This window comes from Pyxidicoccus caerfyrddinensis (genome assembly GCF_010894405.1).
In the GTDB taxonomy this organism is placed as follows: Bacteria; Myxococcota; Myxococcia; order Myxococcales; family Myxococcaceae; genus Myxococcus; species Myxococcus caerfyrddinensis.
On record NZ_JAAIYA010000013.1, the window covers coordinates 13,364 to 26,050 of the forward strand.

Genomic DNA, 12,687 nt, shown 5'->3' on the forward strand with positions numbered 1-12,687 from the left:
ATGACCGCGAAGCAAGAGACGACCGAGACCCAGGCCGAGACGACGCCCGCCGCCGAGGCCGCGAAGAGCGGCATCGCGCAGAACGTGGAGACGTTCCTGAAGACGCAGCTGGCGGTGGCGCAGAAGCGCTTCGGCGAGCTGGAGGGTGAGGCCCAGAAGGCGGTGAAGACGCTGGAGGGCGAGGCCCAGAAGGCCGTGAAGACGCTGGAGAGCCGCGGCCAGGAGGCGGCGAAGGAGGCCCAGGTGCTGTGGGCGAAGCTGCAGGCCGGTGAGCTGCTGGCGGACCCGCGCGTGAAGGAGCTGGGCAAGAAGGTGGAAGGGGCGGGCACCGAGCTGCGCAAGCGGCTGGACGGCCTCCAGACGAAGGTGGTGGAGGCGGTGGGCGTGGCCAGCCAGGCCCAGCTCAAGGACCTCAACAAGGAGCTGGCGAAGCTGTCGCGCAAGGTGGACGCGCTGCTCAAGCCGGTGCGCCGGGTGGCCTCCAAGGCCGCCAACGGCGCTTCGTCGTCCCCGCGCGCCTGAAAACCGTCTGACCTGTGACGGTGGGTACCACCTCCCTTTTCCATGAGTGGACTCTGGAAGGGGGCGGGGGCTCGCCGTCGTTCCCTTCACATCGGGGGTGTGCTTACTTCGGCCGTTCCTCGACCCCTCAGGGCCAGGCGGCCCGGTGGACCCACTCCCGGAGAGACCCATGGACAACAAGCCCGAGGCCACCCGAGAGAAGAACCCTGTCGCGGAGACCTTCGAGAAGCTCTGGAGCCAGGCCCTGCTGGCGGTGAATACGGCGGAGGAGGAAGCCTCCCGCGCCGTGCAGCGCGTGGCGGCGGTGGCCGGCTGGAGCCAGGAAGAAGTGAAGCGTCAGGCCCGTGAATTCACCGACCGGCTGGCGGGACACCGGAAGGACCTGGAGCACAACGTCGAAGAACGTGTGCGCCTGGCGCTCACCCGGCTGAAGCTGCCCCGCCGGGAGGAGCTGGCGTCGTTCGGCTCGCGGTTGGACAGGCTCGCCGAGCGCATCCAGGAACTGGAGCAGCGCAAGTGAAAGCCCCCGCCCTCTCGGGCGGGAGGTCTTTCGGTACGCGGCTCTTCGAGCATCTCCACGCCCTCAGCTCTGGCTGTTCCCGGCTCCCGCTGCTGGCGGGGTTGGCGCTCGTCGTGTCCGCGCGGCTGGTGCCGCTGTTGGATCAGCGGCCCGTGCAGCCGGTGGTGCCGGAGGCGGTGGCGGCGGAAGCCACGCCTCCCGAGGGAGGCCTCATCGACGCGGTGCTGGCGCGGCGGGCCCCGGACCTGGGGCTCACCCTGCGCCGGCAGCTCGGGCAGGCCATCGCCGAGGAGGCGAAGAGCACGGGGTATGACCCGCTGCTCATCCTGGCCCTCATCGACGTGGAGTCCGACTTCGAGGAGGAGGCCATCTCCGAGAAGGGCGCGAAGGGGCTGATGCAGATCAAGCCCAGCACGCTGCACTTCCTGGCGGAGAAGGAGGGCCTGCGCCTGTCGCGCGAGGAGGTGACGGCGGACCCCGCCCTCTGTGTGCGGCTGGGCATCCGCTACCTGCGCTCGCTCCAGGAGCGCTTCGGCGGGGACCTGGACCTGGCCCTCATGGCCTACAACGCCGGGCCCACCCGCATCCGCACCGCCATCAAGGAGGGCGAGCTGGACCGCTTCCGGCGCTATCCCCGGCTGGTGCGGCGGGACTTCCGGCGCTTCCGCGAGGGCCACGGCCTGGGCGGCGACTGGTCCCTGGCGCAGCGGGAGCTGCCCGCGGAGCCGGTGCAGCCGGCCCCCTGACGGGCGGGTGAATCTCCGGGCGTCTGGGCCGCTCCAATCCGGGTGCACGCGCGCCTTGTCCCGTCCCCCGGGGTGCGCTAAGCGTTGCAAGTGCCCGGGACTGTTGGAGATTCCCAGGAGTGACCCACATGAATCGCCTGCTTCCGAGCGCCGCTCTCGCCGCCGTGCTGGCCCTGGCCCCCATGGGGGCCCTCGCCGGTTCCGTCTTCCTCAACGGCGTGAAGATTGACGGCGTCACCAACACGAAGTTCGAGAAGGCCACCGTCCGCATCGACGAGGCCGGCAACATCTACATCGACGCGCCCGGCTACGCCGCCCGGGTGACGACGGTGACTCCGCCCGCGCCGACGGCGCCCGTGGCCCCCGCGCCCCAGGCGGCGGCTCCCACGACGCAGCCTCCGGCTTCCGCGGCGGCTCCGGTTCCCGGCGCTCCGGCGGCTCCCGTCGCGGGCGCTCCGGTGGCCCCGAGCGCTCCGGCTCCCGCGCCCGTGGTGCCGGGGCGCATCACCCAGCGCTACTACCTGGTGACGGAGCAGACGGTGCCGGGGATGACGGAGTACGACATCGACGTGTACGTCAACTCCAAGTGGCTGCGGAAGCTGCGCGGCAACGAGGACCAGGTGGTGAGCGACATCACCCGCAGCCTCGAGCCCGGGACGAACAACGTGACGCTGATTGCCCGGAAGGTCGGCTCCGGAAGTCGGCGAAGCAATTCGCCCAACCATGTGTTCCGGGTCATCATTGGCGAGGGGAACGAGGGCGGAGGGAACGTGATGATCGACAACCCCCTCATCCGCTTCCAGACGACGGCCGCGGACTCCCAGGACGTCACGAAAGAGTTCACCCTCACCACGCGCTGAAGGCCGCGGGCACAAGGGCAACGGAGACACCACCGTGTTCAACCTCGACGAGCGCTACCGGGGCCTGCCCGCCACGCGGGAGCAGGTCCTCGCGCTGCACATCTCCCTCAACACGCCTGCCGTGGCGATTCCGGGCAAGCAGGCCGGGCCGGCGCAGGCGTTCGTCGTGGGCATCCGGGGAGGGCAGGGCGCCGCCGCCGTCTTCGTGTACCTCTACCTGGCCGAGGCCGCCGACTGCGCCGTGTACCTGTCCGGCCGGCGCAACACGACGGGCGACGAGTACCGCGAGGACGAGGGCGACGCGCTGGCCTTCGTGGAGTCGCTCGGCTTCATGATGGACGACGCCAACTGGCGTGCCGCGCCGCCCGCGCAGCAGGACGAGTGGCTCAAGACGCTGCCCGTGTTCTTCAAGGAACCGAAGCTCGTGCCCGCCGTGGTGGCGCGCGCCGAGGAGAAGAAGAACGTCACCACCACCCTGGGTCGCTTCCTCGCCGCCTTCTGAAGTCCCTTCGCTTCCTTCCTCCCCCGAGAGAGTCCAACGCCCCATGTCCCGCCTCGCCCTCGCGTCCTGCTCGCTCGCGCTCCTGCTGGTGTCCGTCGGCTGTGCTCACACTCCCACGGAGAAGGAGCGCCGGAGCGCGGAGATCCACTACGACCTGGCCCTCCAGGCGCAGCAGCAGGGCAACATGCAGGAGGCCGTGCGCGAGCTGAAGCTGTCGCTGGAGAACGACCCGGACTACCCGGAAGCCAACAACGCGATGGGCATCCTGCTGCACCTGTCGTTCCGGCGGCCGGAGGAGGCCGTGGCCCACTACGAGCGCGCCCTGAAGGTGCGGCCGACCTTCTCCGAGGCGCGCACCAACCTGGCCAACGTGCACCTGGACCAGGGCCGCTATGACGAGGCCATCAAGCTCTACGAGCAGGTCCTCAACGACATGCTCTACCCGACGCCCTACATCGCCCAGGGCAACCTGGGCTGGGCCTGGTACAAGAAGGGTGACACGGCCCGTGCGCTGGAGAGCATCAAGGCGGCGGTGACGACCAACCCCGCCTTCTGCCTGGGCTACAGGAACCTGGGGCTCATCTACGACGAGACGGGGCGCACGGACGAGGCGTGCCGGCAGTTCTCCCGCTACCGGGAGAGCTGCCCGGACGTGGCGGACGCGTACCTGCGCGACGGCGTGTGTCAGGCGAAGCAGGGCCAGGTGGACGCGGCGAAGCAGGCCTTCGCCGGCTGCGAGGCCAAGGCAAAGCCCGCTGAACAACAGCTGAAGGATGACTGCCGGAGGTTGCTGGAAAAGCTCTAGCCGGTTGGCTATCTGGGTGCCCGTGGACCACGTCGAATTCGGCAAGTACCTCAGCCAGCAGAGGGAGCTTCGGGGACTCTCGCGCGATGACGTCGCGCGGGAGACGAAGATTCCTCCCACCCTCATCGCGGCCCTGGAGGCCGGCCAGGTGGAGCGGCTGCCCTCGCGCATCTTCGTGGTGAACTACATCAAGGCGTACGCGAGCGTCATCGGCATGTCCCCCGAGGAGGCGGTGCTCCGCTACGAGGAGGTGGACAAGTCGGTGCCGGCGCCTTCGCCGGTGCAGCTCGAGCAGGAGCGGCGCAAGCGGGCGTACGTGGGGTTGTCGGTGCTGGTGGTGGCCCTGCTGCTGGGCGTGTACCTGTTCCTCGTGCTGAGCGGGAAGCTTCCCTCCCCGCTCACGCGTTGAATCCACCCTATGGAGCGCTACGACGACGACGCGCTCGTGCTGTCCACCATGGACTATGGCGAGGCAGACCGGCTCGTCACCCTGCTGACGCGGGAGCACGGAAAGCTGACGGCCTTCGCCGCCGGAGCCCGCAAGAGCAAGCGGCGCTTCGCGGGCGCGCTGGAGCCGTTCATGCGGCTGCGCGTGCACATCGTCGAGACGCGCGGCAGCACCGTGCGGCTGGACTCGACGGACATCGTGTCGGGCTACTACGCGGCGCGCGAGGACCTGTCCCTCATCGCCCGTGCGCTGTACTCGGTGGAGTTGTGCCGCGAGCTGACGAGAGACCATGAGCCGCAGCCGGAGCTGTTCCTCCTCCTGGAGGAGTACCTCGTGCGGCTGGACGCGAAGGAGGCGGGCCCCACGTCGCTGCTCGCCTTCGAGCTGTCCGCGCTGGCGCACGCGGGGCTGATGCCGCGCTTCGACACGTGCTCGCTGTGCGGCGGTGAGCCCGGCGAGCGCCCCCGCTTCGACCAGGCTCACGGCGGCGCGGTGTGCGAGCCGTGCGGCGGCCGCGCCCGCGAGTCGGTGGCGGTGCCGGTGGCCCTGCTGTCGGGCCTGCGCGCGCTGCAGGAGGGCCAGCGCACGCCGCTGCCCGCGGACCTGCGGGCGCGGGCGCGCAGCCTGCTCAACGTGTTCATCTCGCACCACCTCGGCCGGCGCCTGAAGAGCGTGGACTTCATGGCCCAGGTGGGCCTGGACTGACGGCGCGCTCGGAGGCGTGATGAGCGAGGGGACGGTGCCACCGCTGGACGTGGTGTGCTTCGGCGAGACGCTGGTGGACTTCCTCCCGTCGGCCCCGGGCCAGCGCGTGCGCGACGTGCCCGCGTGGCATCCGTGCACGGGCGGCTCTCCGGCCAATGTCGCGGTGGGGCTGGCCCGGCTGGGCATGCGGCCGGCCATGCTGGGCGTGGTGGGCTCGGACGAGTTCGGTCACTTCCTGCGCGAGCGCCTCGCCTCCGAGGGCGTGGACGTCAGCCACCTGCGGCAGACGGACGAGGCCCGCACCGGGCTGGTCTTCATCTCGCTGGACGCGCGCGGGGAGCGCAGCTTCACGTACTTCCGGACGCGCTCGGCGGAGTTCCTGCTGGGCGCGGCGGACGTGGACCCGGACTTCCTGCTGCGGGCGAAGGCGGTGCACTGCGGCTCCAACTCGCTGCACCATCAGGAGGCCCGCGAGGCCACGGTGCGCATGATGGAGCTGGCGCGCGGCGCGGGCCGCATCGTGAGCTGCGACCCCAACCTGCGCCTCCACGCCTGGGCGGACCCGAGTGAGCTGAAGGGGCAGCTGGCGCGCATGCTGCCGCTGTGCACCGTGGTGAAGCTCTCCGAGGAGGAGATTGGCTTCGCCACCGGAACGGACGTGCCGGACGAGGCGCTGGTGCGGCTGGCCGCCCTCGGGGTGCTGCTGCCCGTGGTGACGCTGGGCGAGCGGGGCGCGGTGCTGCTGTGGAAGGGCGAGCGCATCCACGTGCCCGCGCCACGCGTGACGGTGCTGGACACCACGGGCGCAGGGGATGGCTTCGTGGCGGCGCTGTTGCACGGACTGGTGCGGTGGTACGGCGACGCGCGGGCGCTGTCGGGCGCCTCGCGCGAGGAGCTGACGGCGCTGACCACCTTCGCCTGCGACGTGGGCGCTCGGGTGGTGCAGCGCTTCGGCGCGGTGGAGGGCTTGCCGCGCGCGGAAGAGCTGACGGCGGTGATGCCCTCGCGCCCGTCCGCGGCTCCCTGAAGAGGCAGGCGGGCTTCGAGTCCCGCGACGACTCGGGGGCCGCGCGTGCTGCGCTTCCCTGCGCGCGAGGGATGGCCGTCTGGCGCATGCACCTCACGTGTACATGCTGACCTCGTCCATCTTCCGGCACAGCTTCTCGATTTCCTCCTCCGTCGCGCCGAGCCGCTGCATCATCATCCGCTCCGTCGCGTACGGAGCGGTCGACGTTTCGCGTGCCCTGGGGAAGTACGTACTGAGGACCTTCTCCGTCCCACCGCCGAGCCCCGCCGCGTTGTGTGACAGGACCGCGACGCGCGCGTACGCCTGTCGATAGCTCTGGCGCACCGACTCGGGCGTGTCGGGGCTCGACAGGGCCTCTCGCAGCGCCTCCACCTCCACGGTGAGTCGGAAGAGGACGTGGATGAGCGGGGCGACGGAGTCGTCCTTCATCAACTTCTGTATCAACCCGAGGTTGATGGACCCGGAGGTCATCGCGTCGTCGGAAGAGGCCATGTGCCCAGTCTAGCGGGCAGGCGAGCGAGGGGGCTCGTGCCCGGGGCCCCAGGGGTGGAAGGATGGGGGCTCATGGCCGCCCAGCCCGCTCCACGCCCCGCACCCGAAGATGAGGCTCCGACGCCCGCCTCCCTGTCGCTGCTGAGCATCCCCGGCGGCACGCCCGAGGACGCGGACACGTACTGGCTGCGCGAGGTGTACCAGGGAGACCGCGTCCCCCAACTCACCCTGCGCGCCGTGCTGCTGGGGAGCGCCATCGGTGCCGTCACCTGCGCCACCAATCTCTACGCGGGCCTCAAGCTGGCCGTCGCCTTTCCCGTCGCCATCACCGCCGCGCTGCTCGCGCATGCGTCGCATGGGGCCCTGCGCCGCCTCGCGCCCGGCGTCTCGGGGGCCCCGCTGTCCCCGCTGGAGACATGCTGCGCGCAGGCGGTGGCGTCCTCCGCCGGTTACGCCACCGGTGGGGCGCTCATCTCCGTGCAGGGCGCGTGGCTCATCACCACCGGGAGTCACCCTCCGGGCTGGGCGCTGCTCTCGTGGACCTTCCTCCTGTCGGCCCTGGGCGTCTTCTTCGCCGTGCCCCTCAAGCGCCGGCTCGTGGACCATGAGCAGCTTCCCTTCGCCACCGGCACCGCCGCCGCTGTCACCATCCGCGCCCTGCACACGACGGGCACCGAGGCCCGGCCGGGACTGCGCATGCTCGGCGTGGGCGGCCTGGTGGCGGGCCTCGTCACCGCGGTCCGAGAAGGGCTCGGGCGCATCCCGTACGTCATCCCCTTCGCGGGCTCACTCGGTGGAATGCCGCTGGAGCGCCTGGGCTTCGGGCTGGAGACGAGCCTCCTTGCCATCGGCGGGGGCGCGCTGCTCGGCCTGCGCCTCACCGCTTCGTGGCTGCTGGGCGCGCTGCTCATCCACGGCATCGTCGCTCCGCGCGTATTCGCCGCGGGGCTCCTTCCGGCGGACGGAGAGTTCCTCGGGTGGAGTCTCTGGCCTGGCGCCGCCGCGCTGACCACCGCGTCGCTGCTGCACTTCGCGCTGGATGGGCGGGTGCTGGGCCGCGCGCTGCGAGGGCTGTTCTCCGGCCGCCGCGCGGCGCCCCATCCGGTGGATGCTCTCCAAGTCCCGGGGCGGTGGGTGCTGGGGGGCGTGGCCGTGCTCACACCGGCCATCCTCGCCCTGGCCCACTTCGCTTTCGGCGTACCGCTGCCGCACGCGGCGCTCGCGGTGGCGCTCTCCTTCGTGCTGTGCCTCATCGCCTGTCGCGTCACGGGCGAGACGGATGCCACCCCGGTGGGTCCGCTCCAGCAGGTGACGCAGCTCACCTTCGGCGTGCTGCTGCCGCGCAATGTCGAGGCCAACCTCGCCACCGCTGGCATCACCGTCAACGCGGCGTCGTCTGCCGCGGACCTGCTCAGCGACCTCAAGACGGGACACCTGCTGGGGGCCCACCCGCGACGGCTGTTCCTCGCGCAGCTGTTCGGCTGTGTCGTGGGCGCCGCCGCCGTGGTCCCGCTCTTCTTCCTGCTCGTGCCGGACCGCTCCGTCTTGGGGAGTGAGCGCTTTCCCGCACCCGTCGCCGCGATGACAGCGGGCATGGCGCAGGTGCTGTCCACGGGACTGAGTGGCCTGGAGCACACCACGCGGGTGGCCATGCTGTGGGCCGCGCTGCTCGCCGCCGTCCTCACCCTGGCCGAGCGCCTGCTGCCCGAGCGGGCGCAACGGTGGGTGCCGTCCCCCCTGGGCATGGGCCTGGCCTGCCTGGTGCCGGCCTCCACCTCGCTGGGCTTCTTCCTGGGGGCCCTGGGCGCGGCCGTGACGCGGCGCATGCGTCCTACCGCCGAGGGGGGAGTGGTGACGCTCGCCGCGGGCCTCATCGCGGGGGAGGGACTCGTGGGGGTCGGCATCGTCCTGGTCCGAGCGCTCTGGTAACGTGGGCCCCCGCCCATGCGTTGTCCGGTCTGCCACCGCCGCCTTACCATCGGCGCGGCGTGTCCCGTGCACGGCCAGCGACCCTCGCCGGGCCTTCCCGCCGAGCCGCTGCCGCTCCCGGACGTGCCCGGGCTGACGAGTGCCGCCCTGTTGGGCAAGGGAGGCTTCTCCCACGTCTTCACCGCGTACCGCGAAGAGGACGGGCGCGAGGTGGCCCTCAAGCTGGGCCTGGGTCCCCACCACGAGCGCTTCGCCCGCGAGGCCGCCGCGCTCCGGCGCCTGGGTCCGCCCACCGCCCCCGAATTGCTCCAGCACGGCACCACGCGCGGCCGCCCCTTCCTGGTGCTGGAGCACCTGCACGGACAGACGCTCGCCGCGTGGATGGCCGCGCTGCCCGGGACGGGCGCCGCGTCCGTGCCACGTGTGCGGGAGCTGCTCAGCGGCCTGTGCGCCGCCGTGGAGCGCGTCCATGCCGCGGGGCTCGCGCACCGCGACCTCAAGCCGGAGAACATCTTCCTGCGCGAGGGCGGCGCGCTCAGCCTGCTCGACCTCGGCCTCGCGCGCTTTCTCGATGAGCCCGGAGAGGGCGTCGCACCGGACGCGGAGGCGCAGGGCTTCACCCCCGTGGGCCAGCGCCTGGGCACGCCCATCTACATGTCGCCCGAGCAGTGCCTGGACGCACGCGAGGCAGGCGCGGCCGCGGACATCTACGCGCTCGGCGTCCTCCTGTTCGAATTGCTTACGGGCTCACCGCCCTTCACCGGTGGCTCCGAGGAAATCCGCCACGGGCACGTGAGCCTTCGTCCGCCGCGTGTCTCGGAGCGCGCGAGCGTGCCGGCCGCGCTCGATGAGGTGCTGCGCCGCTGCCTCGCCAAGTCACCCACGGAGCGCTACGCGCGGGCCTCCGAGGTGCTCTCCGCCTTCGATGTCGCCTGTCGTGAGGAGGCTTCGGCAGCAGGGCCTTCTCCGTCCGTCGCGGCTCCCGTGGCGGTACTCCCGACGTCGGGGACGGGGCTGCGGCCCGTGGCGCTGCTCGGTGTCCATGCGGAGCTGACCGTGGATGCGCTGCTCGCCGCCGTCGAGCCGCATGGGGGCACGCTCGCGCGCGTCCGGTCGCATGGCTATGTCGTCGCCTTCTCCGAGTCGCACTCGGCCGAGGCGAACCTGCGGGCGGGGGCGCTCGTCGCGAGGCGGCTGGCGGAGGAGGGAAGGGCCGGCGCGGTCCTCCACCTCGCGGAGCTGCACGTGTACCCGGGCGCCACCACCACGCGCGTTGCCGGCGCCGCACTCGAAGCGCTCGCGGACTGGTGGCCCGAGGACCTCGCGGTGGGCGAGGCCAGCGTCACGCCCGCGGCCGCCGCGCGCCTCGGGCACGGCGCGACGGAGCCCGCGGCCACGGAGGCTTCGCGTCCGAGGGACGAGAGCTTGCGTCTGCGGCTCCATGACGGCGGCGCCTCCACGTCTTCGTCCGAGGCGCCTCCGCTGTCGGGCCGTGAGGCCGTGGTGGCCGTGCTGATGGGAGAGGCGGCGCTGTGCCTCGGCGATGGTGTCCCCGGGTTCTGTGTCCTCACGGGCGAGGTGGGCCATGGCAAGTCCCGGGTCATGGAGACGCTGGCCGCGCGCCTCGAAGGGGAAGGGCGCGCCCGGGTGGTGCGCCTGCGCGCGGCCTCGCCAGATGCCGTCACGCAGGAGCCACTGCATGACGCGCTGATGGTCGCCCTCTCGCGTGCACCCTCTGTCAGCAGCGGGCCGCAACCGCACGGAGCCGAGCCTGCGTCGGGTGAGCCCCCGGCACGTTCGACACAGCTCCAGGCCGAGCGCACCGCGAACCTCGTTGGCCGCGAGGCCACGCCCTTGCTGCTCCGCCAGAAGGGCTCACCGCCTCTCGCCGACGTACGCCACGCCACCGCGCGCGCCCTCGCCGAGGAGCTTCGCCATCATGCTCGGCAGGCACCCCTGGTGCTGCTGGTGGACGATGGTCACCTCGCGGACCCCACCAGCCTCGATGCGCTGGAGGTGGCCACCCTCGCCGGGACTCGCGCGCCGCTCTGGGTGTGCATCGCCGCGCGGCCTGCGCTGCTGGGCCTGCGCCCGCACCTGGGCGAGCGCAGTGCCCGCGTCTCGCACCACGCGCTGCCCCCGCTGTCACCCGAGGCCAGCCGCGCGCTCCTCCTGCGCCTGCTCCGCCCCGCCGAGCACATTCCCGAGCCCGTGCTCGCGCGACTGGAGCAGCTCGCGCAAGGCGTGCCCCTCTCCCTCGTGGAACTGGCCGGAGCGCTCCGGGCCGCGGGGGCGCTGCGCACGTCTCCCGGCGGCGGCTGGTACGTCGCCCCGGACGCGCTGCTGGACGTCTCCATCACCCCGCTCTTCGAGCGGCTCGCCGCGCGCTCGCTGGCCGGACTTCCCGAGGCCCACCGGGTGCTCGCGCGCCTGTGCGCGGTGCTCGGCACGGAGGTGGAGGTGGCGCGCGTGGACGCGGCGCTGCGGCAGCTCGACCTCAACGAGGAGACCGAGCGCGTGGCCTCGCTGGACGCGGGCGCCGGGCTGCAGCGGCTGGCGCGCACGGGACTGCTGCGCCCCTCCGGCCCGGGACGCTTCGCCTTCCGACACCCGCTGCTGCGCGAGGCCCTGGAGGCCCTGCTTCCTCCACCGACTCGCCGCGCCCTTCACGCTGCCGCGCTGCGCGCCACGCCCACCGAGGGCCTGGCCGAGCGCCGCCGCCGCGCGCACCACGCCGCGGCCTGTGGCGCCCACGCGGAGGCCACCGCCACCTTCCTCGCACTGGCTGAAGATGCGCGCCGCGCCCACCTCTCCGTGGAGGCCGAGCAGTACTACACCCGCGCGCTCGCGCTGTTGCCGGAGGCGGACGGAGAGCGCCGCGCCCGCGCGCTGGCGGGTCGTGGACGTGTGCGGCACCGGCTCCAGCGCTTCCGTGAGGGACTCGCGGACCTGGCCGCCGCGCGCGTGCTGGCCGAGGCGCGCAAGGACGTGGCGCTCCAGGTGGACCTGCTGCTGGAGGAAGCCACCGCGCGCGACTGGATGGAGGACGCCGACGGCTCCTCCGCCTGCACGCGCGAGGCGCTGGAGCGGATTGAACAGCTCGACGACCCGCGCCTGTCCTTGCGCTGCACCCTGGCCCGGGGCCGGCTGCACGTGCGCCAGGGCGAGTGGGGCGCCGCGGCCCGCGTGCTCACCTCTGCCGTGGAGGGCGCAGAGCGCGCGAGAGACCACGAGACGCTGGTGGTGGCCGGCGCGCTGCTGGGCTCGGCGCTGACCTTCCTCGACCGCACGGAGGAAGCCGCCACGCGCTTCGACGAGGCGCTCATCCGCTGCGAGGACACCGGCGACGCGCTCCACCTCGCCGCCACCCTCATCAACCGCGTGTTGCTCTGGCTTCGCTTGGGCGACGTGGGACGGATGGAGCAGGACCTGCGGCGCGCCATGGCCCTGGGCCGCGAGCTGGGCCATGCGCAGGTGGAGCGCTGGTCCACCTTCAACCTCGCGGAGGTGCTCTACATGCAGGGTCGCCTGGAGGAAGCGCTGCCGCTGGCCCGCCGCGTCCACGAGCTGGGCGTGCGCTTCTTCCGCGAGCACCCGGTGCCGGTGGACGCGCTGCTCCTGGCGCGCATCGGCGCGGCGCTCGGAGACCTGACAGAGGCCGCGCGGCAGCTGCGCTGGATTGAGGCGCACTGCCCTCCGGAGTCCCTGCCGCCCACCGCCGTCATGCGCCGGCTGGTGGAATTGCAGGTGCGCGAGGCCGCTCCCGGAAGCGCGGCCCCGGATGCCCAAGCCTGGCAGGCGCTGGCGGAGGACGCGGACACGTACGCGTCGGCCGACGAGAAGGCCGAAATCCTCCTCCAGGCCGCCCGGGGCGCGCTCCAGTCCGGACGGACCCGGGAGGCCCGCGACTGGCTGGAGCGGGCCGAGCGCGCCGTGGAGGGTGCTCCGTTGTGGCGCCCCCGCCTGGAGTCACTGAGGGCCTCCCTGTGGGCCGTGTAGCGCGAAACGTCACAACGCCCCGGGGATGTGACGTTCCTCGCTACAGACGGCCGGGGCTCATCGTGGTTCTCCTGGTGAGCCGGGGTATTCCGGAGGCTGGCTCGTCCTGTGCTTGCTGCGGTGCATCCCGTC

General features: G+C 72.3%; 12 protein-coding genes. 11 read left to right on the forward strand and 1 reads right to left on the reverse strand.

The window, feature by feature from the left end:
• From G4D86_RS29270 to G4D86_RS29310, 9 genes are all read left to right on the forward strand, one after another.
• Nucleotides 1–522 (forward strand): hypothetical protein, encoded by a 522-nt coding sequence (locus tag G4D86_RS29270; protein WP_163997360.1) that lies wholly within the window; start codon nucleotides 1–3, stop codon nucleotides 520–522.
• 169 nt (nucleotides 523–691) lie between these two features.
• Nucleotides 692–1,042 carry a phasin family protein gene (locus G4D86_RS29275; RefSeq protein WP_163997361.1) on the forward strand — a complete coding sequence of 117 codons (351 nt, stop codon included), beginning with the start codon at nucleotides 692–694 and terminating at the stop codon, nucleotides 1,040–1,042.
• Nucleotides 1,039–1,788 (forward strand): lytic transglycosylase domain-containing protein, encoded by a 750-nt coding sequence (locus G4D86_RS29280; protein ID WP_163997362.1) that lies wholly within the window; start codon nucleotides 1,039–1,041, stop codon nucleotides 1,786–1,788. The genes G4D86_RS29275 and G4D86_RS29280 overlap by 4 nt, the downstream gene beginning before the upstream one ends.
• Before the next feature lie 128 nt (nucleotides 1,789–1,916).
• On the forward strand, nucleotides 1,917–2,648 hold the full coding sequence (locus tag G4D86_RS29285) for a hypothetical protein (RefSeq protein WP_163997363.1): 732 nt from the start codon (nucleotides 1,917–1,919) through the stop codon (nucleotides 2,646–2,648).
• A 34-nt stretch (nucleotides 2,649–2,682) separates the two neighbouring features.
• The gene (locus G4D86_RS29290) at nucleotides 2,683–3,150 is read left to right on the forward strand and encodes a social motility and stimulation tgl protein (RefSeq protein WP_163997364.1); all 468 of its coding nucleotides are present in this window, start codon (nucleotides 2,683–2,685) and stop codon (nucleotides 3,148–3,150) included.
• Nucleotides 3,151–3,193: 43 nt separating this feature from the next.
• Nucleotides 3,194–3,955, forward strand: coding sequence for a social motility TPR repeat lipoprotein Tgl (gene tgl, locus G4D86_RS29295; protein ID WP_163997365.1), 762 nt, complete (start codon nucleotides 3,194–3,196; stop codon nucleotides 3,953–3,955).
• A gap of 22 nt (nucleotides 3,956–3,977) precedes the next feature.
• On the forward strand, nucleotides 3,978–4,364 hold the full coding sequence (locus tag G4D86_RS29300) for a helix-turn-helix domain-containing protein (protein ID WP_163997581.1): 387 nt from the start codon (nucleotides 3,978–3,980) through the stop codon (nucleotides 4,362–4,364).
• 9 nt (nucleotides 4,365–4,373) lie between these two features.
• On the forward strand, nucleotides 4,374–5,108 hold the full coding sequence (gene recO, locus G4D86_RS29305; RefSeq protein ID WP_163997366.1) for a DNA repair protein RecO: 735 nt from the start codon (nucleotides 4,374–4,376) through the stop codon (nucleotides 5,106–5,108).
• Between the two features lie 19 nt (nucleotides 5,109–5,127).
• A complete protein-coding gene (locus G4D86_RS29310; RefSeq protein WP_163997367.1) occupies nucleotides 5,128–6,135 on the forward strand; it encodes a carbohydrate kinase family protein in 1,008 nt (335 codons plus the stop codon).
• 93 nt (nucleotides 6,136–6,228) lie between these two features.
• Here G4D86_RS29310 and G4D86_RS29315 read toward each other — a convergent pair whose 3' ends face one another.
• The gene (locus G4D86_RS29315; protein WP_163997368.1) at nucleotides 6,229–6,627 is read right to left on the reverse strand and encodes a hypothetical protein; all 399 of its coding nucleotides are present in this window, start codon (nucleotides 6,625–6,627) and stop codon (nucleotides 6,229–6,231) included.
• Between the two features lie 72 nt (nucleotides 6,628–6,699).
• Here G4D86_RS29315 and G4D86_RS29320 point away from each other — a divergent pair, with 72 nt between their 5' ends.
• Nucleotides 6,700–8,556 (forward strand): OPT family oligopeptide transporter, encoded by a 1,857-nt coding sequence (locus G4D86_RS29320; RefSeq protein WP_163997369.1) that lies wholly within the window; start codon nucleotides 6,700–6,702, stop codon nucleotides 8,554–8,556.
• Between the two features lie 15 nt (nucleotides 8,557–8,571).
• Nucleotides 8,572–12,555 carry a serine/threonine-protein kinase gene (locus G4D86_RS29325; protein WP_163997370.1) on the forward strand — a complete coding sequence of 1,328 codons (3,984 nt, stop codon included), beginning with the start codon at nucleotides 8,572–8,574 and terminating at the stop codon, nucleotides 12,553–12,555.
• Nucleotides 12,556–12,687 lie beyond the last annotated feature (132 nt).